This window comes from Sphingomonas sp. Leaf242, from assembly GCF_001422045.1.
GTDB lineage: Bacteria > Pseudomonadota > Alphaproteobacteria > Sphingomonadales > Sphingomonadaceae > Sphingomonas.
Window position 1 is genome coordinate 347,632 of the sequence record NZ_LMLW01000010.1, and the last position, 25,671, is coordinate 373,302.

Annotated in this window: 19 protein-coding genes and 1 pseudogene; 15 read left to right on the forward strand and 5 right to left on the reverse strand. The window is 66.2% G+C overall.

From position 1 onward, the window contains the following. The first annotated feature begins 37 nt into the window (after window positions 1-37). The 3 genes from ASF09_RS15775 to ASF09_RS19855 are packed head-to-tail and all read left to right on the forward strand — an operon-like array spanning window position 38 to window position 2,299. The gene (locus ASF09_RS15775; RefSeq protein WP_060527056.1) at window positions 38-976 is read left to right on the forward strand and encodes a hypothetical protein; all 939 of its coding nucleotides are present in this window, start codon (window positions 38-40) and stop codon (window positions 974-976) included. Window positions 977-1,002: 26 nt separating this feature from the next. After that, a complete protein-coding gene (locus ASF09_RS15780; RefSeq protein WP_235529851.1) occupies window positions 1,003-1,719 on the forward strand; it encodes a PIG-L deacetylase family protein in 717 nt (238 codons plus the stop codon). Beyond that, entirely contained in the window at window positions 1,709-2,299 is a 591-nt protein-coding gene (locus ASF09_RS19855) for an SAM-dependent methyltransferase (protein WP_082444332.1), read from the forward strand. Before ASF09_RS15780 ends, ASF09_RS19855 begins: the two co-directional genes overlap by 11 nt. A 498-nt stretch (window positions 2,300-2,797) precedes the next feature. On the opposite strand, the pseudogene ASF09_RS20990 reads toward ASF09_RS19855, so the two are convergent. Further along, a pseudogene (locus ASF09_RS20990) lies at window positions 2,798-3,229 on the reverse strand (glycosyltransferase); the annotation flags it as partial. A gap of 263 nt (window positions 3,230-3,492) precedes the next feature. Here ASF09_RS20990 and ASF09_RS15795 point away from each other — a divergent pair. Together ASF09_RS15795 and ASF09_RS15800 are read left to right on the forward strand one after the other, a co-directional pair. Beyond that, complete coding sequence (locus ASF09_RS15795) at window positions 3,493-4,284, forward strand: SDR family oxidoreductase (protein ID WP_060527060.1); 792 nt, start codon at window positions 3,493-3,495, stop codon at window positions 4,282-4,284. Beyond that, window positions 4,277-6,181: a glycoside hydrolase family 15 protein gene (locus tag ASF09_RS15800; protein WP_156359398.1), complete on the forward strand. Its 1,905-nt coding sequence runs from the start codon at window positions 4,277-4,279 to the stop codon at window positions 6,179-6,181. The genes ASF09_RS15795 and ASF09_RS15800 overlap by 8 nt, the downstream gene beginning before the upstream one ends. Before the next feature lie 96 nt (window positions 6,182-6,277). Here ASF09_RS15800 and ASF09_RS15805 read toward each other — a convergent pair whose 3' ends face one another. Then, the gene (locus ASF09_RS15805; RefSeq protein ID WP_060527061.1) at window positions 6,278-7,381 is read right to left on the reverse strand and encodes an NADH:flavin oxidoreductase/NADH oxidase; all 1,104 of its coding nucleotides are present in this window, start codon (window positions 7,379-7,381) and stop codon (window positions 6,278-6,280) included. Between the two features lie 184 nt (window positions 7,382-7,565). Between ASF09_RS15805 and glgX the strand changes: the two genes are divergently transcribed. Genes glgX through treY form a run of 4 tightly spaced genes read left to right on the forward strand, consistent with a single transcriptional unit; the run spans window position 7,566 to window position 15,782 of the window. Further along, window positions 7,566-9,668, forward strand: coding sequence for a glycogen debranching protein GlgX (gene glgX, locus ASF09_RS15810; protein ID WP_156359399.1), 2,103 nt, complete (start codon window positions 7,566-7,568; stop codon window positions 9,666-9,668). Further along, window positions 9,665-11,371 carry a malto-oligosyltrehalose trehalohydrolase gene (treZ, locus tag ASF09_RS15815; protein WP_060527063.1) on the forward strand — a complete coding sequence of 569 codons (1,707 nt, stop codon included), beginning with the start codon at window positions 9,665-9,667 and terminating at the stop codon, window positions 11,369-11,371. Before glgX ends, treZ begins: the two co-directional genes overlap by 4 nt. After that, the gene (gene malQ, locus ASF09_RS15820; protein ID WP_060527064.1) at window positions 11,368-13,344 is read left to right on the forward strand and encodes a 4-alpha-glucanotransferase; all 1,977 of its coding nucleotides are present in this window, start codon (window positions 11,368-11,370) and stop codon (window positions 13,342-13,344) included. The genes treZ and malQ overlap by 4 nt, the downstream gene beginning before the upstream one ends. Then, window positions 13,341-15,782, forward strand: a complete 2,442-nt coding sequence (gene treY / locus ASF09_RS15825; protein WP_060527065.1) for a malto-oligosyltrehalose synthase — start codon at window positions 13,341-13,343, stop codon at window positions 15,780-15,782. The genes malQ and treY overlap by 4 nt, the downstream gene beginning before the upstream one ends. Window positions 15,783-15,840: 58 nt before the next feature. Here the strand turns inward: treY and ASF09_RS15830 are convergent, their stop codons facing one another. After that, window positions 15,841-17,991, reverse strand: a complete 2,151-nt coding sequence (locus tag ASF09_RS15830) for a TonB-dependent receptor (RefSeq protein WP_060527066.1) — start codon at window positions 17,989-17,991, stop codon at window positions 15,841-15,843. 272 nt (window positions 17,992-18,263) lie between these two features. Beyond that, window positions 18,264-19,091 (reverse strand): N-formylglutamate amidohydrolase, encoded by an 828-nt coding sequence (locus ASF09_RS15835; RefSeq protein ID WP_060527067.1) that lies wholly within the window; start codon window positions 19,089-19,091, stop codon window positions 18,264-18,266. Between the two features lie 16 nt (window positions 19,092-19,107). On the opposite strand from ASF09_RS15835, the gene ASF09_RS15840 reads away from it, so the two are divergent. From ASF09_RS15840 to ASF09_RS15850, 3 genes are all read left to right on the forward strand, one after another. Continuing rightward, window positions 19,108-20,025, forward strand: coding sequence for a transglutaminase family protein (locus ASF09_RS15840; RefSeq protein WP_060527068.1), 918 nt, complete (start codon window positions 19,108-19,110; stop codon window positions 20,023-20,025). A gap of 26 nt (window positions 20,026-20,051) precedes the next feature. Next, the gene (locus ASF09_RS15845; RefSeq protein ID WP_060527069.1) at window positions 20,052-20,867 is read left to right on the forward strand and encodes a transglutaminase-like domain-containing protein; all 816 of its coding nucleotides are present in this window, start codon (window positions 20,052-20,054) and stop codon (window positions 20,865-20,867) included. 90 nt (window positions 20,868-20,957) lie between these two features. Then, entirely contained in the window at window positions 20,958-21,293 is a 336-nt protein-coding gene (locus ASF09_RS15850; protein WP_056052732.1) for a hypothetical protein, read from the forward strand. A 3-nt stretch (window positions 21,294-21,296) separates the two neighbouring features. Here ASF09_RS15850 and ASF09_RS15855 read toward each other — a convergent pair whose 3' ends face one another. Continuing rightward, the gene (locus tag ASF09_RS15855; protein WP_162237258.1) at window positions 21,297-22,025 is read right to left on the reverse strand and encodes a Crp/Fnr family transcriptional regulator; all 729 of its coding nucleotides are present in this window, start codon (window positions 22,023-22,025) and stop codon (window positions 21,297-21,299) included. A 165-nt stretch (window positions 22,026-22,190) separates the two neighbouring features. On the opposite strand from ASF09_RS15855, the gene ASF09_RS15860 reads away from it, so the two are divergent. The 3 genes from ASF09_RS15860 to ASF09_RS15870 all read left to right on the forward strand — a co-directional run bounded on the left by ASF09_RS15860 (window position 22,191) and on the right by ASF09_RS15870 (window position 25,594). Continuing rightward, window positions 22,191-23,357, forward strand: coding sequence for an isovaleryl-CoA dehydrogenase (locus tag ASF09_RS15860; RefSeq protein ID WP_060527070.1), 1,167 nt, complete (start codon window positions 22,191-22,193; stop codon window positions 23,355-23,357). 148 nt (window positions 23,358-23,505) lie between these two features. After that, window positions 23,506-25,107: a carboxyl transferase domain-containing protein gene (locus ASF09_RS15865; protein ID WP_060527071.1), complete on the forward strand. Its 1,602-nt coding sequence runs from the start codon at window positions 23,506-23,508 to the stop codon at window positions 25,105-25,107. A 4-nt stretch (window positions 25,108-25,111) separates the two neighbouring features. Then, the gene (locus ASF09_RS15870; RefSeq protein ID WP_060527072.1) at window positions 25,112-25,594 is read left to right on the forward strand and encodes a DUF4440 domain-containing protein; all 483 of its coding nucleotides are present in this window, start codon (window positions 25,112-25,114) and stop codon (window positions 25,592-25,594) included. Window positions 25,595-25,671 lie beyond the last annotated feature (77 nt).

The window sequence follows — 25,671 nt, forward strand, 5'->3', positions numbered from 1 at the left end:
GCTGTTCGAGGCGGGAGCGCTGGAAGCGTTTAAAGCTGTGACGCCGGGGGGCTCGACCGATGCGCTGCTCGATGTGCTGCGCGCGATCGGCGGCGCGGACCTCAGTCTCGGACGGGTGTACGAGGGGCATGTCAACGCGGTCCAGTTGATCGCGACCTATGGCGATGCGGAGCAACGCGCGACGCTGGACACCGATCTCGAGGCGGGACGGACGTTCGGCGTCTGGAACACCGAACCAGCGCCCGGTCTGGCGATCCGCAAGGTTGGCGACGATCGGTGGTCTCTCGATGGCGCGAAGAGCTTTGCGACCGGGGCAGGGCATCTCGATCGTATCCTCGTCACCGCGCGCGACGAGACGGGCGGCAAGCAATTGGTCCTCGTGCCGATCGCCGGCCAAACCGCCCGCGCCGACAACGCCGGTTGGCAGGTTCGCGGGATGCGGGGGACGTGCAGCGGAGCGTTCGACTTCTCCAATATGACGATCGGTCGCGAGGGCGTGATCGGTGCGGCGAACGAGTACGAGCGCGAGCCGAGGTTCAGTGCCGGCGCTTGGCGCTTCACCGCGGTGCAGCTCGGTGCGGTCGAGGCTTTGGTGCGGCATCTGCGCGATCACCTCGTCGCGACCGGCAAGGCCACCGATTCGATCCAGCGTGCGCGGTTCGCTACCTGTCTCACCGAGACGCGCAGCGCAGGGCTCTGGGTTCGGCGCGCCGCGCATCTCGCCGAAACGCAGGCGGCGGAAGCGATCCCGTTCGTGCTCATGACTCGCGGAATCGTCGAGGAGGCGGGGCTGCGGACGATGGAGGCGGCGGCACGGTCGGTCGGCACCGCGTCGTTCTTCGCCAAAAGCCGGATCGACCGGATCACGCGCGATCTCGGGCTATACCTGCGTCAGCCAGTGCCCGATCAGGCGCGCGACCGGGCGGCGGCGGCGTGGCTCGAGGAGGATTGCTGGGGCGACGATCGGTGGTGGTAGCGCCCGGCGGGGACGCATGGCGTGCGTTGAAGCGGCGTGCCCGGCGGATCTCGGCGAAGGACGCGGCGCGACAGGGGCCCTGGCTCGTGCTCGCACCGCATCCCGACGACGAGACGCTGGGCTGTGGCGCGCTGATCGCCGCGGTCAGCGCCGCCGGGGGCCGAGTGCACACCGCGTTTCTGACCGACGGGTCGGGATCGCACCCCGATGCACCCGGCTGGAGCGCGCAGCGGATCGCCGGGTTGCGCCGCCGCGAAGCGCAGGCCGCGGTACGCATCCTCGGCGGCGTGGCCGACCTGCTGCATCTCGACTGGCCCGATGCGACGCCCGCCAAACCGGGCGACCCGGTGTTCGCCCGCAGCGTCGACCGACTGGTGGTGTGGTGCAGGCGACGCGGCATCCGGCAGATCGCGGTGACGTGGTCGGGCGACCCGCACTGCGATCACCAGGCCGCGGCGGCGCTGGCGTTGGCGGTCGCAGCGCGGCTTCGCTGCCGGCTCTACGACTATCTGGTCTGGGGCTGGACGGTGGATGCGCTGACCCAGCGCCTGCGCGGGGTTCGTGTCTTGGCGATCGACAGCAAGGCTGGCCGGCCCAATCAACGCCGCGCGATGGCGTGCCACCGGAGCCAGCGCGGCGGCCGCATCGTCGGCGCGCGGGAGAATTTCCGCCTCCCTCGAGCGATGCTGCGCTTGATCGATCGCCCCAATACCGTGCTCCTGGAGACCCGCCTTGCGTCGTGAACACTCGATTGAACCCGCTTATTTCGAGGCGCTCTACAAGGACCGGGGCGATCCCTGGCACTTCGAGACCAGCGCCTACGAAGCCGCGAAATATGACGCGACTCTCGCCGCGTTGCCCAGCGATCGGTTCGCCAGCGCGCTGGAAGTCGGGTGTGCGAACGGCGTCCTGACGACGCGCCTGGCGCAGCGCTGCGACTCTCTCCTGGCGGTCGACGTGTCCGACACTGCCCTCACCGCCGCGCGCGCACGGTGTGGGGACCAGTCGAACGTCCGCGTCGAACGTCTTCGCCTGCCCGCCGAAGCCCCCGACGGCGCCTTCGATCTCGTGCTGCTCTCGGAGGTCGTCTATTACTGGGACAGCGCCGATATCAGCCGGTTGGCGGGCTATCTGCGGACTGCCGTCTTAGCTGGCGGGCACGTTCTGCTGGTGCACTGGATCGGCGAAACCGATTATCCCAAAAGCGGGGACGACGCGGTCGCCGAACTCCAGGTCGCGCTCGGCGAAGCGGTCACCGTCGTCCGCAGCGATCGGTACGACGCGTATCGGCTCGACCTTTGGCGGTTTGGCGCGGCGGGCTAGCCGGATCAGGCGCTGCGCTTCGGCGATCGCGGCAGGCAGGGTCGCAAAGCTGAGTTGGTCGCGGCGGGTCGCACGATCAGGGGCGAGCGCGGCGGCCACCGCGTAGGTTTCGTGGAGCGGCGCGTGTTCCGGCTGATCGATCCAGCGGGCGACCGCGTCCGCCATGCCACCGGGCGCGCGGCCTGCGGTGCGGCATGAGGTGAACACCCTCACGTCGAGTGCGTGGCGAATGCGACCGCCGTACTGCCTGATACGCTCGAACAGCGCGCGATCTTCGGCGACCGGCGGGGTGGGGGCCCCGCCGATCCTTCGATACAGCCGCCGTGACAGGGCGATGCTCGCGCCGCCTTCGTAGAAGTGCCGAGGCCAGGGATCGTGCGGCGAGGCTTCCGCGTCGGCGCGCAGGTAATCGAGCGCGGTATAATAGCGGCCGATCATGTCCAGCCGTCGCCGCGCCGTGGTGCCGAGATGCTCACGGTCGCCACGCAGCGTCAGCGCACGCCCGGCGACCGCATCATAGCCACCGTCGATATGCGCCACCGTGCGAACGATCCAGTCCGGCGCGACGTTGGTATCGGCGTCCGTCGACAGCAACAGGTCGTCGTCGGTGTCCAGCAGACCGGCCGCGGCATCCCAGGCCAGCCGTCGCGCCCAACCCGCGTGACGAAAGCCGGCAAGTAGCGACACGGCATGCCAGGAAACCTCGGCAAATCGTGGTCGCCACTGCGTGAGGAGTTGCAGCGTACCGTCCGTACAGTCGTTCAACAGCGCGACGATCGTGACCCGGCCGCCGAACCCCTCGGCTGCGCGATCGATTGCAGCGAGGCAGGCGGGCAGATGCTCCTCTTCGTTTTTAATCGGGATAGCGATCGCGATACGACGCTGTCGCGCAACTGACCCCGTAAATAACGGTAAAGAGACAGTTTTCAAAATGATGCGGCCGTTATCGCAAGCGGCCAGCCTTGACCTCGTTGGTCAGCCGTTAAACCGATACTGCGGCAGTCGCGCATCCCTGAACCTAAAGTCTTGGTCACACGCTGCCCCACCATTGTGTCGATGTCATAAAGCATGGCGATACGTTTGAGTTGCGTCCGTTTCAGCGCGATTGATCAGGATCAGGTAGATTGTCTGCGATTGGAAAGAGTTGCCACCCGGTGCGTTGGGCGAGGACTGTTTCCTACGAAAGACCCATCATGCACATCGACCTGACCGGCCAGGCCGCGATCATCACCGGCGCGAGCTCGGGACTGGGGCGCGCGGCCGCGATCGCCTTCGCCGCCGCCGGTGCAGCCGTCGCGGTCAACTACAACAGCAGCGAGGACAAGGCGCGCGAGGTCGTCGACACGATCGTCCAGGCCGGCGGCAAGGCCTTCGCGTGCGCGGCGGACACGTCGGACGAGGGGGCGGTGATCCGGATGTTCGACGAGACCGCCAAGCGGTTCGGCGGCGTCGACATCGTCTTCGCCAATGCGGGCATGCAGAAGGACGCGGCCTATGCCGAGATGACGATCGCGGACTGGAAGCAGGTCATCGACGTCAACCTGACCGGGCAGTTCCTGGTGACTCGCGAGGCCGTACGCCGGTTTCGCCAACAGGGCGACCGCGGCGTCAGCCGGGCGATCGGCAAGATCCTCTTCATGAGTTCGGTGCACGAGGTCATTCCGTGGGCGGGTCATGCCAACTATGCCGCGTCGAAGGGGGGCAGCGGCATGCTGATGCGGACGCTCGCGCAGGAAGTGGCGGGCGATAGCATCCGCGTGAACGGCATCGCCCCCGGCGCGATCGCCACCGCGATCAACGCGGATGCGACGGCCGATCAGGACAAGCTGCTCGAACTGATCCCCTATGGTCGGGTCGGAGATCCCGACGATGTCGCGCGCGCCGCGCTGTTCCTGGTGTCTGACGCTGCCGACTATATCGTCGGATCGACGCTCACGATCGACGGCGCGATGTCGCTGTACCCAGGCTTCCGCGATAATGGCTGATGCCGCCAAGCCGGTCACGGGCGGCCGTGCGTCGGATCGAAACGTGTCGGGCTCACCAGAGTCCTCGCAGATCGCCGACCACGGCGCGATCGGCAATCTGGAGACGATCGCGCTTGTCGATACCGCGGGCACGATCGACTATCTGTGCTGGCCGTGCCTCGATAGTCCGTCGGTGTTCGCGCGCCTGCTCGATGCCGAAAAGGGGGGCCATTTCTCGATCGAGCCCGATCTCGATGGCGCCCGGGTCGTCCAGATGTACGTGCCGGAAACCAACATCCTGATGACCCGCTGGATGGGGACGCAGGCAAGCGTCGATCTCGTCGACCTGATGCCGGTCGGTGACAATCGGAACGAGGTCCCGCCGCGACTGGTTCGTCGGATCACGTGCACGCGGGGCCGCGCGACGGTCCGTATCCGCTGCGCACCGCGGTTCGATTACGGCGCGATAGGCCGCGCCGCCTCCGTCACCGCGTCGTTCACCGCCGACGAGAACGGGAGCGCACCCGGCGTTTCACGCGGCCGGTTCGATCATGAAACCGGGCTCGCGCTGGCGTTGCACGGCAAGGGAACGCTCGTCGCCGACGGGCAAGACCTCGTCGCCGAGATCGAGCTTGCCGAAGACGAGACCGTGTCGCTGGTCCTCAGCAACCCCGACGACGTGTCGCTGGGCGCGTCCGCGCTCGATGCGGTCGTCGAGAAGGATATCGGCTATTGGCGGAACTGGAGCCGGCAATCGATGTACCGCGGCCGCTGGCGCGAGACGGTCGAGCGGTCGGCGATGCTGTTGAAGCTGCTGACCTCGCGCAAGCACGGATCGATCGCGGCGGCGGCGACGTTCGGCCTGCCCGAGGCACCGGGCGGCGTCCGCAACTGGGATTATCGCGCGACGTGGATCCGCGACTCTTCGTTCACCGTCTACGCGCTGCTCCGGCTCGGCTATCAGGGCGAGGCGGTCGACTTCCTCCACTGGGCGATGGACCGCACGTCTGAGTGCACGGACGGCAGCATCGGCGTCATGTTCGCGCTCGACGGCGGCCCGGTGGCATCCGAACGCAAGCTCGAGCTCGGCGGCTTCGAAGGCGCCGGCCCGATCGTAGTTGGCAACGATGCCAATATTCAGGTCCAGCACGACATCTACGGCGCGCTGCTTGACGCCGTCTATCTCGGCAGCAAATACGGAGAGCCGCCCTCGCATGACAGCTGGCAAAACATCATCCGGGTCGTCGATCAGGTCTGCGAGACGTGGCAGACCCCCGATTCCGGGATCTGGGAGGTGCGCGGGCCAACCAAGCATTATCTCCACTCGCGACTGATGAGCTGGGTCGCGGTCGATCGCGCGGTGCGGCTGGCGCAGAAGCGTTCGCTCCCCGCGCCGCTGGTACGCTGGGCGGAAACGCGGACCGCGATCCACGACGATATCTGGGCCAATTTCTGGGACGAGACGCTGGGGCGATTCGTCCGCGCGACGGGGAATACGCCCGCGGACAAGGCGGTCGACGGCGCGCTGTTGATGATGCCGCTGGTCCGCTTCGTCGGCCCCACCGACCCGAAATGGCTCGCGACGCTCGACGCGATCGGCGCGGATCTGTCCGACGATGGGCAAGTCTATCGCTACAAGATCGACGACGGGCTGCCGGGGCAGGAGGGGACCTTCGTCGCCTGCTCGTTCTGGTATGTCGAATGCCTTGCGCGTGCCGGTCGTCTCGACGAGGCGCGGTTCAACTTCGAAAAGCTGCTCGCTCACGGCAATCACCTCGGCCTGTTCGCCGAGGAGATCGCGCAGGACGGCACGTTCCTCGGCAATTTCCCGCAAGGGTTCAGCCACCTCGCGCTGATCAGCGCCGCCTTCTATCTCGATCGTGCGCTCGACGATGGCGGCCCCCGCGCCTGGGGTTGAGCGCTGAGCTTGGCCGACAGTAATCGTGCTGATGCAGCGCGTTGGCGCCGTTCCCTCAGTCGGTAAGGGAACGGCGCCGCTGGACGGTGGGTCCGCCTACCCCTCGAACAGATCCTTATACTGCCGAGGCTGCGACCGCAGATACTGCTTCGGCGCCTTCACTTTACCCCCAAGATGCGCCGCCGCATGCCAAGGCCAGCGCGGATCGTACAGGATCGTCCTAGCCAGCGCGATCATGTCTGCATCGCCCGTCCCGACGATCGCCTCGGCCTGTTCGAAATCGGTGATCAGCCCGACTGCGACGACCGGGATCGACACCGCCTGCTTCACCGCCCGCGCGAGCGGCACCTGATAGCTCGGTCCGACCGGGATCTGCTGCGCGGGCGTGATCCCACCGCTCGATACGTGGATCGCACTGCAACCGCGCGCCTCCAGAGCCTTCGCGAACGCCACCGTCTGCTCCAAACCCCAACCGCCCTCGGCCCAGTCGGTCCCCGACACGCGCATCGTCACCGCGCGCTCCGCCGGAAACGCAGCCCGAACAGCATCGAACACCTCAAGCGGGAACCGCATCCGGTTCTCCAGACTGCCGCCATACTCGTCCTCGCGCCGGTTCGACAACGGCGACAGGAACTCGTGCAACAGATACCCATGCGCTGCATGCAACTGCACCGCGTCGATCCCGAGCCGCGCCGCACGCACCGTCGCCGCCACGAACGCATCGCGGATTTGCGCCAGCCCCTCAGCGTCGAGCGCGACCGGCGCATTCTCCTCCGGCAGGAACGGCACCGTCGAAGGTCCCTCGGTCTGCCACCCGTTCGGCTCGCCCGGTGCGATCTGGAGTCCGCCCTTCCAGGGCACCTCGCACGACGCCTTGCGCCCCGCATGCGACAACTGGATCGCGATCGGCATGTCCGACCAGCGCCGCACGCTCTCGATCACCCCCGCCATCGCCGCCTCGGTCGCATCGTCGTACAGCCCGACGTCGCCATGCGTGATCCGACCCTCGGGCAGCACCGCGCTCGCCTCGATCGTCAGCAGCGCCGCGCCCGACAGCGCGAGCTGCCCCAGATGGATCTGGTGCCAGTCGTTCATGCAGCCGTTGGTCGCCGAATACTGGCACATCGGCGCGATCACGATTCGGTTCGCGAGCGTGAGATTGCCGACCTGGAGCGGCTCGAACAGTTTGGGCCCGCTCATGCGGCGATCGATCGGATGGTGGAAGGCATGCGCATGTCCCTTGATCTGTGAGAAGGTGCGGCGAAAACTCGCTGCTGCCTGCGGAACATAGGAACGGGCGGGCGGGTTTCACGGCAAGGAATGCTGCACCGCGATAAAGTTGGTCCCGCAGCACGACGATTACGACACGAAAAGGGTCCTCGCATTGCATCTACTGCCCGACACGCTCGACGCCGGCTCGGCCTATCCCCTCGGCGCGACCTTCGACGGCCTCGGCGTCAACTTCGCGGTCTATTCCGCTAATGCCGAGAAGATCGAACTCTGCGTCTATGACGAGACCGGCCGCCGCGAGCTGAAGCGCTATCCGCTGCCAGAATGGACGGACGAAGTCTGGCACGGCTACCTCCCCGACGCGCAGCCCGGCCTCGTCTACGGCTATCGCGCGCATGGCCGGTACGCGCCCGAGGAAGGCCACCGCTTCAACCCGAACAAGCTGCTGCTCGATCCCTACGCCAAGCAGATGATCGGCGAACTCCGCTGGACCGACGCGATGTACGGATACCAGGTCAAGTCGCCCCGCGCGGACCTGAGCTTCGACAAGCGCGACAGCGCGCTGACGATGCCCAAGGGCGTCGTGACCGACAGCCATTTCGATTGGTCGCGCGACGTACGGCCCAATACGCCCTGGTCCGAGACGGTGATCTACGAGGCGCATACCAAGGGCCTGACCAAGCTGTTCGAGGAGGTCCAGCCCTCCGAACGCGGCACCTTCGCTGCGCTTGGCAACCCCAAGGTCATCGATCACCTCAAGCGCCTCGGCGTCACCGCGCTCGAGCTGCTGCCGATCCACACCTACATTCAGGACCGCTTCCTCCAGGAAAAGGGCCTGCGCAACTATTGGGGCTACAACACCCTCAATTTCTTCACGCCCGAGCGCTCGTTCTTCGCGACCGACAGCCACGACGAACTCCGCCGTTCGATCCGCCGCCTGCACGCCGCCGGGATCGAGGTGATCCTCGACGTCGTCTACAACCACACCTGCGAAGGCTCCGAACAGGGCCCGACGCTCTCCTGGCGCGGTCTCGACAACGCGAGCTACTACCGCCTCGTCAAGGACGACCCCCGCTATTCCATCAACGACACCGGCACCGGCAACACGCTGAACCTCACCAAGGCGCGCGTCATCCAGATGGTCGCGGACTCGCTCCGCTACTGGGCGACCAGCTTCGGCATCGACGGCTTCCGCTTCGATCTCGGCCTGACGCTGGGCCGGACGGACACCGGCTTCGATCCCGGCGCAGGCTTTTTCGACGTGCTCCGCCAGGATCCCGTGCTCGGCAGGCTGAAGCTCATCACCGAGCCCTGGGACATCGGCCCCGGCGGCTACCAGCTCGGCAACTTCCCCCCCGGTTTTGCCGAGTGGAACGACAAGTACCGCGATACCGTGCGGAAGTTCTGGCGCGGTGACCACGCGCAGCGCGCCGATCTTGCCGCCCGCCTGACCGGCTCGGCCGACCTGTTCGACCGCCGGGCGCGCCGCCCTTGGGCGAGCGTCAACCTGCTCGGTGCGCACGATGGCTACACGCTCGCCGACACCGTCGCCTACGAGGAGCGCCACAACGAGGCGAACGGCGAAGACAATAACGACGGCCACTCGAACAACTGCTCGCGCAACTGGGGCGTCGAAGGCCCGACCGAAGACCCCGCGATCCTCGAGACCCGGTCGCGCGTGATGCGGTCGATGCTGACCACCTTGTTCGCCTCGCTCGGCACGCCGATGCTGGTGGCGGGCGACGAGTTCGGCCGTACGCAGAACGGCAACAATAACGCGTATTGCCAGGACAACGAGATCAGCTGGCTCGACTGGAACAAGGCGAAGTCGCCGGAGGGCGACGGGCTGATCGACTTCACCGCGCGCCTGATCGCCCTCCGCCGCGACTACCCGATGCTCCGCGCCGGCAACTTCCTCTACGGTGAGGATACGCCCGCGGAAGGCCTCAAGGACATAGAATGGTGGGACGAGCGCGGTCTGCAACTGACGCCGGAGGACTGGGAAAACACCAACGGCCGCGCACTGGTGATGCGCCGCGCGTGCGAGCAGGAGTCGGGTGAGGTGCAGGTTATCTCATTGCTGCTCAACGCGTCGGAAGGCCCGCTCACTTTCCATATGCCGCCGCCTGCAGAGGTCGAGCGCACCGTGCTGATCGACAGCAGCAAGCCGGAGCAGGGTGCGACTTTAATCAAGGACAGCTACGAACTGCCGCAACAGGGCGCGGCGCTACTCTCCTGGACGATCGCAGCGGCATGACCTGGGGACCGACGCTCGCCGATGACGGGACGGTCTTCCGTCTCTGGGCACCTGACCGCGATGCGGTGACGCTCGAGATCGCCGACGGCGACGCGGTCCCGATGACCCCCGCACCGGAGGGTTGGTTCAGCGCTAGAGCTCCGGTCGGCGCCGGTGCTCGGTATCGGTTCCGGCTCGCGGACGACCTGACCGTCCCAGACCCCGCCGCACGGGCACAAGACGGTGGCGTCCACGGCTGGAGCGTGGTCGTCGACCGTGACGCCTACGCGTGGCGCACCCCGGACTGGCGCGGCCGACCGTGGGAAGAGATGGTCATCCAGGAGGTCCATGTCGGCACGCTCGGCGGCTTCGCCGGCGTCGTGGACCACCTCCCGGCGATCGCCGAACTCGGCATCACGGGAGTCGAACTCATGCCCGTCAATGCGTTCGGCGGCACCCGCAACTGGGGCTATGACGGCGTGCTCCCCTACGCCCCCGCCGAAAGCTACGGGACGCCCGATGAATTGAAGGCGCTGGTCGACCGCGCGCACGAACTCGGTTTTGCCGTGTTTCTCGACGTGGTCTACAACCACTTCGGCCCCGACGGAAACTACCTCGGCGCCTATGCAAAGGGCTTCTTCCACCCCGAGGTCGACACCCCCTGGGGTGGTGCGGTCGCGGTCGACCAGGCGCCGGTCCACCGCTATTTCGTCGACAACGCGCTGATGTGGCTGAACGAGTACAAGTTCGACGGCCTCCGTTTCGACGCGGTCCACGCGATCGAGAACGACGCCTTCCTCGACGCAATGGCCGCCGAACTCCGCGAGAAGACCGCCGGCCGCTACGTCCACCTCGTTCTCGAAAACGAAGGCAACGACGCCGACCGGCTTCACCCCGCCGCGTTCGACGCGCAGTGGAACGACGACTTCCACAACGTCCTCCACGTCCTGCTTACCGGCGAGACCAGCGCCTATTACGCCGACTTCGCCGACCGCCCCGCCGAACGCCTCGCGCGCTGCCTCGGCGAAGGCTTCATCTACCAGGGCGAAGGCTCCCCGAACCATGATGGCAAGCCGCGCGGTAAACCCAGTGCGCACCTGTCACCGACCGCGTTCGTCGCGTTCCTCCAGAACCACGACCAGATCGGCAACCGCGCGCTGGGCGAACGCCTGACGCTGCTCGCCGACCACCAGAAGCTCCGCGCCGCCACCGCATTGCTGCTGCTCGGCCCGCAGATACCCTTGCTCTTCATCGGCGACGAGCACGGGAGCGAAAGCCCGTTCCTGTTCTTCACCGACTTCCACGACGAGTTAGCGGACGCGGTGCGCGAAGGTCGGCGCAAGGAATTCGCCAAGTTCGCCGCCTTCGCCGATCCCGAAGCGCGCGAGGCAATCCCCGACCCAAACGCGCATGAAACCTTCCTCCAATCGCGAGCACGGCCCGGTGCCGACGCGGCCGAGTGGCAGGACCTGTACCGCACCCTGCTCAAGATCCGACACGAGCAAATCATTCCCCGCCTGCGCGACACGACCGCGATCGGCGCCGAAGCGATCGGGGAGGGGGCCGTTGTTGCGCGCTGGAAAATGGGTGACGGCGCAATCCTGACAATTGCGCTCAACCTCGGCGACGATGTCGTTGATTTTCCTGCAATAGAGGCTTCGCCAATCTTCGCCGAGGGCGAACCGGGGGAGGCTGCCAGCGTGGCAGTCTGGCTGGATCGATGAGCAGCCTCCGAACACTCGCGGTCGCGGCCGGCCTGCAACCCGAATGGCAGGACGCAGCCGGTCGTCGCCAGACCGTCGCCGACCACGCGTTACAGGCAATCCTGGATCGTCTCGTCCATCCGTCCGGAAGTAAAAAGCAGATCGCCGAAAGCCTCGCCGCGATCGAAGCTCGAAACGAGCAGGGTGTCCGTTTCCTGTCCGTCGATGTGGGAGCCCCGATCCGGCTGGTATCAAATGTATCAGGCAAAGCCGAACTTACGTTCGAGGACGGTACGACGCACGCGGTCACGGTCGATAACGGCGAGTTGAGTCCGATAAGCAAGAGCGGCTACCACACGCTTGAAATCAATGGCGAAGTCATCGACATTCTCGTCGCGCCGCGCCGCTGTTACACGATCGCCGACGCCCTATCGGGCCGCAAACTCTGGGCGCCCGCCGTCCAGATCCCGAGCCTCCGCACCGACGCACCGAAGGCGTTAGGTGACTTCGTTTCGCTAGCCGATGCCGCCCGAGCCTTCGGCCATTGCGGCGCCGATGCCCTCGCGATCAGCCCCACCCACGCGCTGTTCCCCGCCGACGCCAGCCGGTATAGCCCCTACGCACCCTCGAGCCGACAATTCCTCAACGGCCTGTACGGTGACCCGGTCGCATTCGGTACACAGTCCGACATCCGCGACTTTCCCGAACTGATCGATTGGCACGCCGCGATCCCGGAAAAGCTCGCGCAACTACGCAAGAGCTTCGACCAAACGCTTTCACAGATTGAAGAAACCCTGACAACGTTCAGGCGACAAGGTGGCGACGACCTCGAACGCCATGCCGAGTTCGACGCCCTCCACGCGCACTTCTTCGCGACCACCGGTGCACGCGGCTGGCAGCAATGGCCGACCGAGTATCACGATCCTGCCAGCCCTACCGTCCGCCGCTTCGTCACGGAGCATGCGGACGACGTCACGTTCTACATCTTCCTCCAGTGGTTAGCGCGCCGCGACCTCGACGCCGCGCAGACGGCCGCCAAGGACGCCGGCATGGCGATCGGCCTCATCGCAGATCTCGCCGTCGGCATGGACCCCGGCGGCAGCCACGGCTGGAGCCGACGCAGCGACTTGCTCACCGGCCTCTCGATCGGCGCGCCGCCCGATCCGCTCGGCCCCGACGGACAAAGCTGGGGCATCACCGGGTTCGACCCACAAGCCCTGCGCGACACCGGCTTTGCCCCCTTCATCGCGACGATCCGTTCGGCGCTCGCACACGCCGGTGGCATCCGCATCGACCACGCGTTCGGCCTCCGCCGCCTCTGGGTCGTCCCCGAAGGTGCGTCTGCCGCGGAGGGCGCATACCTCGACATGCCGTTCGAAGACTTGATGCGGATCGTCGCGATGGAATCGCAGCGTGCCGAGGCGATCGTGATCGGCGAAGACCTCGGTACCGTACCCGACGGGTTCCGCGAGGCGATGGACGCCCGTGCCATGCTCGGCATGCGCGTCCTCTGGTTCGAGCGCGACGCGGACGGCTTCGTCCCCCCCGCCAGATGGTCGACCGACGCGGTAGCGATGACCGGTACGCACGACCTTGCCACCGTCGCTGGCTGGTGGAGCGGCCGCGATATCGACTGGACGTGGAACCTCGGACGCAAGTCCGACGCTGCCGACAAACCCACGGACCTCGCCGCCCGCGCCGAGGACCGCGTCGCGCTCTGGTCTGCATTCCACACCGGCACCGAACAGCCAACCCCCGAAGACACCGATCCGGTCGTCGACGCCGCCGTTGCCCATGTCGCCAGCACGCCCTGCGCGCTCGCCATCATCCCGATCGAGGATCTCGCCGGACTGGTCGAGCAACCCAACCTCCCCGGCACGATCGACGAACACCCCAACTGGCGCCGCCGCATGCCCGACACGATCGAGGCGCTGCTCGCCCGCCCCGAAGTCGCCGCCCGCATCGACACGCTCAACGCCACGAGACCCGCATGATCCCGCCTACAACGCCGCGCGCAAACTACCGCTTCCAGTTCCACAAGGGCTTCACGTTCGCCGACGCCGAAACGCTGGTCCCGTATCTCGACGACCTCGGGATCAGCCACCTCTACGCCTCGCCGATCACCACCGCGCGAAGCGGGTCCATGCACGGCTACGACGTGGTCGATCCGACCCGGATCAATCCCGAACTCGGCGGCGAGGACGCTTTCCGCAGCCTCGTCGGAGCGCTGCGTGGGCGCGAGATGGGCGTCATCATCGATATCGTTCCCAACCACATGGGCGTCGCCGGTGGTGAGAACGTGTGGTGGAACGACGTCCTAAAACACGGTGAAGGCAGCGAATTTGCGCGCTACTTCGACATCGACTGGCACGAGAAGCTCGTCCTCCCGATCCTCGGCGATCCGCTCGCCGAAACGCTCGCGAGCGGCGCGCTGAAGGTCCGGCAGAACGACGGCCGCTACGTCCTCGAGGCGTACGGCGAACATCGCCTGCCTATCCGCGACGAGGACCAGGCGACCGCAGCGACCGATGACATCGCCGTGCTGATCGACCGCCAGCATTACCGCTTGGCCTCGTGGCGCGTCGCGAACGACGAACTCAACTGGCGGCGGTTCTTCACGATCAACGACCTCGCCGGTCTTCGCGCCGAGGACCCCATCGTGTTCGAGGCCACGCACGCGCTCTATTTCCGCCTCTACGCCGAGGGCCTGATCGACGGCGTCCGCGTCGATCACGTCGATGGCCTGACCGACCCCGCCGGCTATTGCCGCCAGCTCCGGGCGCGACTGGATGCGATCGATCGCCCCGCCGGTGCACCAAGCGGTCCGGCGTATATCGTCATTGAGAAGATCCTCGCCGACGGCGAACCGCTCAGCACCGACTGGGGCGTCGACGGCACCAGCGGGTACGACTTCATGGAGCAGGTCACGGCATTGCTCCATGCCCCCGCCAGCGCTGACCCGCTCGGCAAACTCTGGGCAGACATAAGCGGTCGCTCCGCCGACTTCGCACCCGAGGAACTGCGCGCGCGTCAGGAATTGCTAGCCTGGCAGTTCGATGCGCAGCACCGAAGGTGCGTCGAGGCGTTCGCCGCGCTCGCCCGCACCGCCGTCGAGTGTGATGGTCTGACAACGGGCATGCTGCACCGCGCGATCGAGCGGTTGCTCTGGGTCTTCCCGGTCTACCGCACCTACGGCACGGGCGCTGCCGCACCGGCAGCAGACATCGAGATTCGCGACACCGTCCGCGAGCGCGTCGCCGCGTTCGTCCCCCCCGGTGAAGGCTCCGTAGTCGACCAAATCCTGTCCTGGCTGGCAGGCGAAGGCTCTGGCGACGCTGCACTCGCCGCCGCGGCGGTGCGCAAATTCCAGCAACTCTCTGCGCCGATCGCGGCGAAGGCGGTCGAGGACACCGCATTCTATCGCTACGGCCGCCTGCTTTCGCGCAACGACGTCGGTTTCGACGCAGCGCGGATGTCGCTCGATATCGATGCGTTCCACGCCGCGATGATCGAGCGGGCGCGAGACTGGCCGTCCGCCATGCTCGCAACCGCGACGCACGATCACAAGCGCGGCGAGGACGTCCGCGCCCGGCTCGCGGTGCTCAGCGAGATACCCGATCTCTGGCGTTCGCGTGTAGAGCATTGGTTCGAACTGGCTGCACCGTATGCGGGCGGCGTTGATCCCGCCGACACCTATATGCTGCTCCAGACGCTGTTCGGCGCATGGCCGGAAGGCCTTGCCGCATCGGATACCGACGGCCTGTCCGACTATGCCGCGCGGATCGTAGCGTGGCAGGAAAAGGCGTTGCGCGAGGCCAAGCTCCGATCCTCTTGGGAAGCACCGGACGAGGCGTACGAAACTCGGTGCCATGACCTAGCGCGGGCGTTGCTTGATCCCGCACGGTCTCGCGCGTTTCTCGACAATATCGTTGCGTTCGTAGTCCGGATCGCGTCCGCCGCGGCTGCCAACAGCCTTGCGCAGGTTGCGCTGCGCTACGCCATGCCCGGCGTCCCCGACCTGTATCAGGGTACCGAAATGGCCGATCTGAGCCTGGTCGATCCCGACAATCGCCGTCCGGTCGACTATGCGCGCCTTCGCGATCGGTCGGCCGCGAAGACTCCGGCGAAGATGGCGCTGATCAAGCGGCTTCTCGCGCTGCGCCGAGAGCATCCAGATGTGTTCTCGGAAGGCGCCTACGAGTCTGTAGGCTTGACCGGCGTTCGCGCGGATCGAGCCATCGCGTTCCGGCGGGTAGGTAAGGAGGCAAGCCTGCGCTGCGTCGTCCCGTTGCGTTGCGCCGAGCGTCATCTGGAAGGGATCGACGGGCGCGATTGGTGGGGCGACACCGCGCTCGCATCCGGCGAACTGCTCGCCGATCTGCTCGGCGAACACGCGCTATCGGTCGAGATGCTGTCTTTGCAGCAGCGTTAGCGCCGATCGCGAGACTGGGAGGTTGGGATCGAGCGACGCCAACCTCCCTTGACCGCGCTTAGAGCCCGAAGCGCAGCGTAGCCCGGAAATCGCGGCCTGCGAGCGGTGCGAAGTCCTTGAGGAAGCTCGTCGCGCGGCGGGCGTTCACGTCGAACAGATTGTTCGCACTGAGCAGCAACGTCGTCTTCGACTCCTTGCTGAACGGGCTGAGGCCGATCGAGGCGTTGACCATCGTGTACGCGTTGGTCTTCGTCTCGAACGCGGCGATGCGGTTCTGGTCGAACACATGCTCGACCTCGAAGCGGCCGTTGATCCGGTCGCCCTGCGCCTCGATTCCGCCCAGCACACGCATCGGCGGGATGCGTGGGACCGGACCCTGGTCAACGATGTTGGCGTGGACGTAATCGCCGAGCAGGTCGGCGTTGACGGCATAGCCACCGATCTGTGCGACCTTCACCGATGCATCCGCCTCGAACCCGTAATAGCGCGCGTCGGCCTGCTGATACTGGAAGCAGGGCAGGTCGACGGTGCGGCCCGAGGGATCGGCCGCAGCCTGGCAGACCGTCGACGCGACCTGGTTCTCCGAGATGTAGTTCGAGAACCAGTTGTAATAGGCCGACGCGTCGAAGCTGAAGCCGTCGCCATGCGCGTGCAGCGTGCCTTCGAGGCCCCATGACTTCTCAAGCCGGAAGTTCGGATTGCCCAGTTCGTACGCCTGCGTCCCGGCATGCGCACCGTTCGCGAACAGCTCTTCGGCAGATGGCGCACGCTCGGTCCGCGAGCCGTTCAGGCCGACGCGGATGGTGTCGGTCAGCGCATAGGAGGCACCGAGCGAACCCGAGACCGAATGATAGCTCTGGCTGCCACGGAAGAAGCGCAGATCGTCCTCGGGCGTGCGCGCAGCGAGATCAGTGATCTCATAGCGTACGCCGCCCTCGGCGCGGAACTTGCCGGCCTCATATTGTTGCAGCGTGAAGAGGCCGGTCTGGTTGGTCTCGTTCTTCGGCAGGAAGGCTTCGTCGCCGACCACGTTGAAGATGCGGTTGTAGAACTGCACGCCAGATGCGCCCTGCCAGCCGCCACGGTTCGCCTGAATGACCTCCAGGCGTCCTTCGAGGCCCTTGTTGTAGAAGGCTGTGCCGACGGAGTTGTCCTCCTCGAGCTCGAAATGGCGATAGCTCGCCTGCCCGGCGCGGATGCGGATCTTGCTGATCACGTCGCCGCCTGTATCGATCTCGCCGCGCAGGTCGACGCGGTTCTGGACGACGTCGAGGCGGGGCGCCTCCTGTTCCTGGCCGGGTTGCGTGGCGTAGCGGACCGGCACGCCGTACAGGCTGTCATAGTGGCTGTACGAAATGCCGAGATTGCCGTTGTCGGTGATGATCGACGCGCCGGCGCCCGCCGTCCACGTCTCGGCCTGCGTGTTGGGCAGCTTGCCCTTCAACCGTGCCGATGCGGCATAGTCGATCGACTCAGCGTCGTTGGGATCAACGGGTGTGGTGGCCGCCGTCGCCAAGGCTTGTGCGCGGGCGTCGCGCGACAGGATGTAGCCGCCGGTCCGCAGGTCGCCCGACTTCAGGTACGAGCCGTCCGCGTGCAGCACGAGATGCTGGCCGACCGCGACGTCGCCCGCCATCCCGCCGGAGCGCTCGTTGGCCGCCGAACCATAATTGGCGATGCCGTTCACGCGGTAGCCGTTCTCGGGCACCGACCGCGGGATGCGCGTGTCGATGACATTGACGACGCCGCCGACCGCCGACGTGCCGTACAGCAGCGCGCTGGGGCCGCGGAGAATCTCGATGCGCTCGGCGAGCAGCGGGTCGATGATGACCGCGTGATCGACCGAGGTGTTCGAGACGTCGATCGAGCCGATCCCGTCGGTCAGCACGCGGATCCGGTCACCCTGGAAGCCACGCAGGATCGGCCGTGAGGCGCTCGGGCCGAACGAAGAGGCCGACACGCCGGGCTGGCGCGCGAGAGTCTCGCCGATCGACGGGCGCAGCTGGCGGGTGAGTTCCTGGCCTGTCAGGACGGTGGTGCCCTGCAATACGTCGCGCTCGCTGGTCTGGATCGGCGCGGTGACGATGATGTCGCGCTGGTTGGTCGGGGCCGCGGGTCGAGCGGCCGGATCCGGGGCAGTCGTCTGCGCATGCGCCTGTGCGGCTAGGAGGGCGGCCACGGCGGTGGCGCCGAACAGCATCGTCTTCATTAAATTTCCCCGTGTCGTCCCTGAATGAACCGACGATTAAAACTATATGATACATCATATCAAGTTTGAATTTGGAAAGGCTGGTACATCGGTGACTGGCTGTTACCGCAATGCAACACGGATCGGCCTTAGAAGCGGGGGAGCGCTCGCCTCGATGTCATGCTGATGAACGTCAGGATCCAGTATCAAGCAGCGGATCTCGCGTGACCCTGGGTCCTGACTTTCGTCAGGATGACGGGGTGGGGGGCGTTTCTGCTTCGCCACTCGTTCGCTCAGCGAACGCCAGTCACGCCAGCGGGATGTCGAGTCCCCACACGCGCGTCGGCGGCGACCGGGAGCAACCGCGCCAGCCGATCCGCCCATGCCGCGCAGCCTTCGGTCGAGCCGAGCAGGTCCTGCCGGATCTCGATCTCCGCATAAGGCCGTCGTGCCGGATAAGCATGGCGCGGGATGGTGTAGTCGATCAGGTCCATCCGGTACGGCTCGTTGTCGCCGACTGTCAGGTCGGGCTCGGCCCGCAACACATTGAGCAGCGCGTGTGCAAAATCCGTGTCGCCACCGTCATGGAGTATACCGATCTGCCAGGGTCGTTCCTGGTCCCGCAACACACCGCGCATCGCGGGCGTGAAGCTGTGGAGCGCGACCAGTATCGTCCGAATCCCCGCCGCATCGCGCCGCGCCAGCTCGGCCGCGATTGCCGCCTGATAGGGCGCATGGATCTCCGCCAGACGTGCCGCACGGTCCGCGGCACGCAAGCCGGCATTGCCCGGAACGATCGTCGCATCGCTGATGTCCGCGATCAGATCCGGCTGGGTTTCGCTGCGGTTGCAGTCGATCACCAGCCGCGAATAGGTCTGGCGGACGAACACCGCGTCGAGCTTTTCCGCCAACATCGCGCCGAGTTCACCGATGCCGATATCCCAGCCGATATGCCGCGCCAGATCAACATCGTTCAGGCCCAGCGCGTTCAATCGCTTCGGCACTGCATTTCCGGCGTGATCGCCGATCAACAGGAACGATGACGCACCTTTGGGGTTGACCACCATGACCGGTGCGGCATCTTCGGTCCCAAGCAGCGTTTGGCTGGCAGTGCTGTTCATGCGACGTGGATCCTCGATGCCATCTCTAACGCTCTCTCATGTAACCAAATACTCGTATCGCCAACCGGTTGCGTTCGGCGAGCACCGGATCATGGTCCGACCGCGCGAAAGCTACGACCAGCACCTGATCGACGCGACGCTGACGATCAGCCCAGAGCCGTCCGACATCCGCTGGCTGCACGACGTGTTCGGCAATTCGGTCGCGATCGCCACCTTTGCGAAGCGTGCGAAGGATCTCGTGATCGACAGCACCGTTCGCCTCGACCACAGCCCGGCGGAGCTGCAACGCGTGGATATCGAACGCTATGCGCGGCAGTATCCGTTCACCTATTCGTCCGAGGAAATGCCCGACCTGCTGCGCTCGATCGAGCGCCAGCATCATGACCCGCAACGCCAGATCGACAGCTGGGCGCGGCGTTTCGTCGGCACCGGCGGGAAGACCGATACGCTGGCGATGCTGTCGGAGATGACCGCCGCGATCAAACGCGAGTTCACCTATGTCCAGCGCCCGGAGAAGGGCACGCAGTCGCCGATCGAGACGCTGACGACGCGCAAGGGCACGTGTCGCGATTATGCGATGCTGATGATCGAGGCGGTCCGCGCGCTCGGTTTCGCCGCCCGGTTCGTGTCAGGCTATGTCTACAACCCGACACGTCGGGAGCATCGCACCGGCGGCGGCAACACGCATGCCTGGGTCCGCGTGTACCTGCCGGGCTCGGGCTGGGTCGAGTTCGATCCGACCAACGGCATCGTCGGCAATCGCGGGCTCGTCCGCGTCGCGATCGCGCGCGACATCTATCAGGCGGTTCCGGTCTCGGGGACCTGGAGCGGCTTCCCCGGCAGCTTTCTCGACATGAGCGTGTCGGTCGACATCACCGTCGACGAGGACGCGGAGGTCGCGCGTCACCAGCATCCATCATCGCAATCCGCATGACACCAGGGCATCCAAGGGGGACATCGATGCTGATCAGGGCCGGCTACGACATTCGTTTCGAAACCGACGTGGCGACGCCGATGATGGCGATGCTGAGCCTGCATCCGTCGCGCAACAAGGATCTGGTGACGCCGCACCGGCTGGCCGCCGATCCCGACGTGCCGACCTATGATTATCTCGATGCGTTCGGCAACGTCTGCTCACGCTTCACCGTCCCCAAGGGGGGGCTGACGCTATCGTGCGACTTCTCGATCGAGGACAGCGGCTTGCCGGACCCCGTCTCCCCCGACGCGGTCCAGCATGCGGTCGAGGATCTGCCCGACGAGGTCCTCATCTACCTGCTCGGCAGCCGATACTGCGAGACCGACCGGCTCTCCGAGACCGCGTGGTCGCTGTTCGGCCACGTCCCTGCGGGCTGGCAGCGCGTCCAGGCGATCGTCGACTTCGTGCACGACCATGTCGAGTTCGGCTATCATTTCGCGCGCTCGACCAAGACCGCGTGGGACGTCTATCAGGAGCGCCAGGGCGTGTGCCGCGACTTCGCCCACCTCGCGATCACGCTGTGCCGCTGCATGAACATCCCCGCGCGCTATTGCACTGGCTACCTTGGCGATATCGGTATCCCGCCGGTCGATGCGCCGATGGATTTCTCGGCGTGGTTCGACGTGTATCTCGGCGGCACCTGGCACACGCTCGACGCGCGCCACAATCGTCCGCGGATCGGCCGGATCCTGATGGCGCGGGGGAGGGACGCGACCGATACCGCGCTCACCACCAGCTTCGGTCCGGCGCGTCTGGTCGGCTTCGATGTCCACACCGACGAGGTCGACGCCGCGGGCTAAACGGGCGCTTGCGGCAAGTTAGGTCTTGTCGCGAGCGCCGCGTTCGGCCTAACGGCTCCGATCCCCCAAACTTATGCTGCGATGCACAACATGACCTCGACGCCAGACTTATCCTCGCCCGCCAACGCGAACGCCCTGCTGTTGCAGGCGATCGCGCTGCGCCAGTGCATCACCGCGACGTATAACCGGATGGTCTGCACGCTCGCCCCGCACATCCTCTACACCAAGCATGACGACGTGTTCGTCGATGCGATCACGCTCGAGCGTGACGGTCAGCCGCCGAAAGAGATCAAGCTCGGCACGTTCAAGCTCGCCGGGTTGAAGGATATCGAGGTCATCGATCGCCCGTTCGTCCCCGATGCGATCTTCAATCCCGGCGATATCAAGTACGACCGAGTCACGCTGTTCGTGGTCGATCGCACCTGAATTTTACGCCGCGGCGGGCAGCCACGCCGTCTCGATCTCGCCGTAGCGATCGACGAATCCAGTCGCCGCGACGAGCGCCTTCTCGTCGACGATCTTGACCCGCCGCCCGGTCCGCTCGATCACGCCGGACTTCTCCAGCGCGCGGATCGTGCGGTTGACGTGAACCTTGGTCAGCCCGAGCGCATCGCCGATATCGGTCTGCGTCAGCGGCAGGTCGAACGAGTCGACGATCCCACCCGCGGTCACCCGCAGCCGCGCCATGATGTCCAACAGCAGCGTCGACAGGCGCTCGCTCGCCCCCATCCGGCCGATCGTCGTCAGTCGGTCGCTCATCGCGACGTTCTCGGCGGCAGCGATCGCATAGAGCAGCCCGGCGATCCGCGGTTGCGCACGGAACAGCTGCCCCAGGGCATTCTTTGGCATTTCGATGACGATACAATCGGAGATCGCGGTCAGCGTCGCCGCCGCCTGCGACCACGCCATGCTCGACGTACCGATCAGGTCGCCCGCATAATGAAATCGCAGGATCTGCCGCCCGCCGGTGATCAGCTTGGTCGACGAATGCAGCCAGCCCTGACGTACGACGTACAGCGCATGGCTTTCACCACCCTCCGCCATCAGCACGTCGCCCGCTTTCAGGCGTCGCTCGCCCTTTTCCGCCTGCAGGATCGCGTCCCGCTCCGCCTCGGTCAGGTCGAGATGTCGACCCAGCCGCGCGATCAAACCGCTCAATTGCATCTTCGTGCCTTACGTCCACGCCCCATGAGCAAATATCGTTCGCACGAACGTCGCCCAGCGGGAAGGGGGGATGACGGTTTCACCGCTGGTTTCGCACGAGGAAGCGCTGTGCTAGTCGCCGCGCAACAGCCTCGGCAAGCGAGGCGACACGGAGATGGCATGCTGAACGATTTCGATTTCGCGCTGGGCGAATCTGCGGACATGATCCGCGAGTCCACGCAGCGGTTCGCCGCGGACAAGATCGCGCCGCTGGCGGCGAAGATCGATGCCGACGACTGGTTCCCGCGCGAACTCTGGCCGGCGATGGGCGAACTCGGCCTGCACGGGATCACCGTCGAGGAGGAATATGGCGGTCTCGGCCTCGGCTATCTCGAGCATGTCGTCGCGGTCGAGGAAGTCTCGCGCGCGTCCGCCTCGATCGGGCTCAGCTACGGCGCGCATTCGAACCTGTGCGTCAACCAGATCCGCCGCTGGGGAAATCCCGAGCAAAAGGCGAAGTACCTGCCGAAGCTCGTGTCGGGCGAGCATGTCGGCAGTCTTGCCATGTCCGAGGCGGGCGCCGGCTCGGATGTCGTCTCGATGAAGCTCAAGGCGGTGAAGACCGACGCGGGGTACATCCTCAACGGCACGAAATTCTGGATCACCAACGCGACTTACGCCGATACCCTCGTAGTCTATGGGAAGACCGGCGAAGGCTCGCGCGGAATCACCGCGTTCCTGATCGAGAAGGATATGCCGGGCTTCTCGATCGGCCAGAAGATCGACAAGATGGGGATGCGCGGGTCGCCGACCGCCGAACTCGTGTTCAACGATTGTTTGGTTCCGGCCGAGAACGTCATGGGCCCCGAGAATGGCGGCGTCGGCGTCTTGATGTCGGGCCTCGACTACGAGCGCGCCGTACTGGCGGGGATCCAGCTCGGCATCATGCAGGCGTGCCTCGACGTGGTGATCCCCTACGTCCGTGAGCGGAAGCAGTTCGGCACGCCGATCGGCCAGTTCCAGCTGATCCAGGCGAAGGTCGCCGACATGTACGTCGCGCTAAGTTCGGCGCGCGCGTACGTTTATGCGGTCGCCAAGTCGTGCGATGCGGGCAAGACGACGCGGTTCGACGCGGCGGGCGCAATCCTCCTCGCGAGCGAGAGCGCGGTGAAGGTGTCGCTGGAGTCGATCCAGGCGCTGGGCGGGGCAGGGTACACCAAGGACTGGCCGGTCGAGCGGTTCATGCGGGATGCGAAGCTGCTCGACATCGGCGCCGGCACGAACGAGATTCGCCGCATGCTGATCGGCCGCGAGCTCATCGGTGCCGCCCCGAAGGTGGTACAGTAATGGCCACCGCAAATCCTCCCCGAAACGGGGAGGGGGACCGCGTAGCGGTGGAGGGGGCTCACCCCGCACGTAACGCCGGCGGAAGCCCCCCTCCACCCTTCGCCCAAGCGGACGAACGGTCCCCCTCCCCGTGCCGGGGAGGATTTGCATGACCGCCCCCGTCCTGACCTCCGCGCTGTCCCCAGACAGCGAAACCTTCCGCGCCAACGCGACCCACAACCGCGCGCTCGCCGAAACCCTCCGGGAGGACGTCGCTCGCACCGCGCTGGGCGGCAACGCCAAGTCCCGCGAGCGCCACACCTCGCGCGGCAAGCTCCTCCCGAGGGACCGTGTCGAACGCCTCCTCGACCCCGGCTCGCCCTTCCTCGAAATCGGCCAGCTCGTCGCGAACGGCCTGTACGACGATGAAGTCCCCGGCGCCGGCCTGATCATCGGCATCGGCCGCGTCTCCGGCCGCCAGTGCATGATCGTCTGCAACGACGCGACCGTGAAGGGCGGCACCTACTACCAGCTCACCGTCAAGAAGCACCTCCGCGCGCAGGAGATCGCGCAGGAAAACCGGCTCCCCTGCATCTACCTCGTCGACAGCGGCGGCGCCAACCTGCCGCATCAGGCCGAGGTTTTCCCCGACCGCGATCACTTCGGCCGCATCTTCTTCAACCAGGCGACCATGTCCGCGCTCGGCATCCCGCAGATCGCCTGCGTCATGGGCAGCTGCACCGCGGGCGGCGCGTACGTTCCCGCGATGTCCGACGAGACGATCATCGTCCGCGGGCAGGGGACGATCTTCCTCGCCGGCCCACCCCTCGTAAAGGCCGCGACCGGCGAAGTCATCTCCGCCGAGGAACTGGGCGGCGCCGACACGCATGGCCGCCGCTCGGGCGTCGTCGATCACGTCGCCGAGAACGACGAGCACGCGCTGACGATCGTCCGCGACATCGTCTCGACGCTGCAACCGCAGGCGCAGACCGCGGTGAACCTCCAGCAGCCCAGGCCGCCCAAGTTCGCCCCCGAAGAACTGTACGGCATCGTCCCGAGCGACGTACGCGCGCCCTACGACGTCCACGAAGTCATCGCGCGCCTCGTCGACGGCAGCGAGTTTCACGAGTTCAAGGCGCTCTACGGCACCTCGCTCGTCTGCGGGTTCGCGCACATCTGGGGCATCCCCGTCGCAATCCTCGCCAACAACGGCGTGCTGTTCAGCGAAAGCGCACAGAAAGGCGCGCACTTCATCGAACTCGCCTGCCAGCGCCGCATCCCGCTGCTGTTCCTCCAGAACATCTCCGGCTTCATGGTCGGTGGCAAGTACGAGGCGGAAGGCATTGCGAAACACGGCGCAAAGCTCGTCACGGCCGTCGCCACCGCGACCGTCCCGAAGATCACCGTGCTGATCGGCGGCAGCTTTGGCGCTGGGAATTACGGCATGTGCGGCCGCGCCTATTCGCCCCGCTTCCTGTTCACCTGGCCCAACAGCCGGATCAGCGTGATGGGCGGCGAGCAGGCGGCCTCGGTGCTGGCGACCGTTCACCGCGATGCGGAAAGCTGGACGCTCGAACAGGCCGAGGCCTTCAAGGCCCCCGTTCGTCAGAAATACGAGGACGAGGGCAACCCCTGGTACGCCACCGCGCGCCTCTGGGACGACGGCATCATCGACCCCGCGCAGACCCGCGATGTGCTAGGCTTGGCCTTCGCTGCAACGCTCAACGCTCCCATCCCCGAACGCCCCGCGTTCGGCGTGTTCCGGATGTAACCCGATGATCCTCTTGTCACTTCTGCTCGCCACGGGGCAGGTCACACCGGTCCAGCCGATCGTCAAGGGCACCGGCCTGCCACCCGCGGCAATGACCGAAGAGGCCGGCGTCATGGTCCCGATCGACGCGCTCTTCGCCGCGCTCGCCGCGCGCGACGGACAGGCGATCCTCGCGCAGGTTCGCGCCGACGGCGGCGCCACCGTCGCCGAGGAAAAGCCGGACGGCGCGCGGAGCATCCGCCGTACGAGCTGGACCGACTTCGCCGCCGCGCTGAAGCCCGGCCCCGAGCGCTACGCCGAACGCCTCACCGATCCCGCGGTCGACATCGATGGCGACATCGCGATGGTCTGGTCGCCCTACGTCTTCACGATCGACGGCAAGGTCTCGCATTGCGGCATCGACCATTTCGACATGGTCCGCGAAGCCGGCCGCTGGAAGATCGCCAACCTCACTTGGTCCAAACGCACCACCGGCTGCGCGAACTGACATGGCCTGTCCTACACCGCCCGCATCGGCTTATGCCGGGATGACCATGACGAAACAGTCGATCCTTTCCGCCGATC

What these genes read in the sequence shown, in the direction of transcription:
- ASF09_RS15795 (WP_060527060.1), top strand. Translation starts at nt 3,493, where the DNA reads ATGCACATCGACCTGACCGGCCAGGCCGCGATCATCACCGGCGCGAGC.
- ASF09_RS15800 (WP_156359398.1), top strand. Translation starts at nt 4,277, where the DNA reads ATGGCTGATGCCGCCAAGCCGGTCACGGGCGGCCGTGCGTCGGATCGA.
- ASF09_RS15805 (WP_060527061.1), bottom strand. Translation starts at nt 7,381, where the DNA reads ATGAGCGGGCCCAAACTGTTCGAGCCGCTCCAGGTCGGCAATCTCACG.
- treZ (WP_060527063.1), top strand. Translation starts at nt 9,665, where the DNA reads ATGACCTGGGGACCGACGCTCGCCGATGACGGGACGGTCTTCCGTCTC.
- malQ (WP_060527064.1), top strand. Translation starts at nt 11,368, where the DNA reads ATGAGCAGCCTCCGAACACTCGCGGTCGCGGCCGGCCTGCAACCCGAA.
- treY (WP_060527065.1), top strand. Translation starts at nt 13,341, where the DNA reads ATGATCCCGCCTACAACGCCGCGCGCAAACTACCGCTTCCAGTTCCAC.
- ASF09_RS15830 (WP_060527066.1), bottom strand. Translation starts at nt 17,991, where the DNA reads ATGAAGACGATGCTGTTCGGCGCCACCGCCGTGGCCGCCCTCCTAGCC.
- ASF09_RS15835 (WP_060527067.1), bottom strand. Translation starts at nt 19,091, where the DNA reads ATGAACAGCACTGCCAGCCAAACGCTGCTTGGGACCGAAGATGCCGCA.
- ASF09_RS15840 (WP_060527068.1), top strand. Translation starts at nt 19,108, where the DNA reads ATGCCATCTCTAACGCTCTCTCATGTAACCAAATACTCGTATCGCCAA.
- ASF09_RS15845 (WP_060527069.1), top strand. Translation starts at nt 20,052, where the DNA reads ATGCTGATCAGGGCCGGCTACGACATTCGTTTCGAAACCGACGTGGCG.
- ASF09_RS15850 (WP_056052732.1), top strand. Translation starts at nt 20,958, where the DNA reads ATGACCTCGACGCCAGACTTATCCTCGCCCGCCAACGCGAACGCCCTG.
- ASF09_RS15860 (WP_060527070.1), top strand. Translation starts at nt 22,191, where the DNA reads ATGCTGAACGATTTCGATTTCGCGCTGGGCGAATCTGCGGACATGATC.
- ASF09_RS15865 (WP_060527071.1), top strand. Translation starts at nt 23,506, where the DNA reads ATGACCGCCCCCGTCCTGACCTCCGCGCTGTCCCCAGACAGCGAAACC.
- ASF09_RS15870 (WP_060527072.1), top strand. Translation starts at nt 25,112, where the DNA reads ATGATCCTCTTGTCACTTCTGCTCGCCACGGGGCAGGTCACACCGGTC.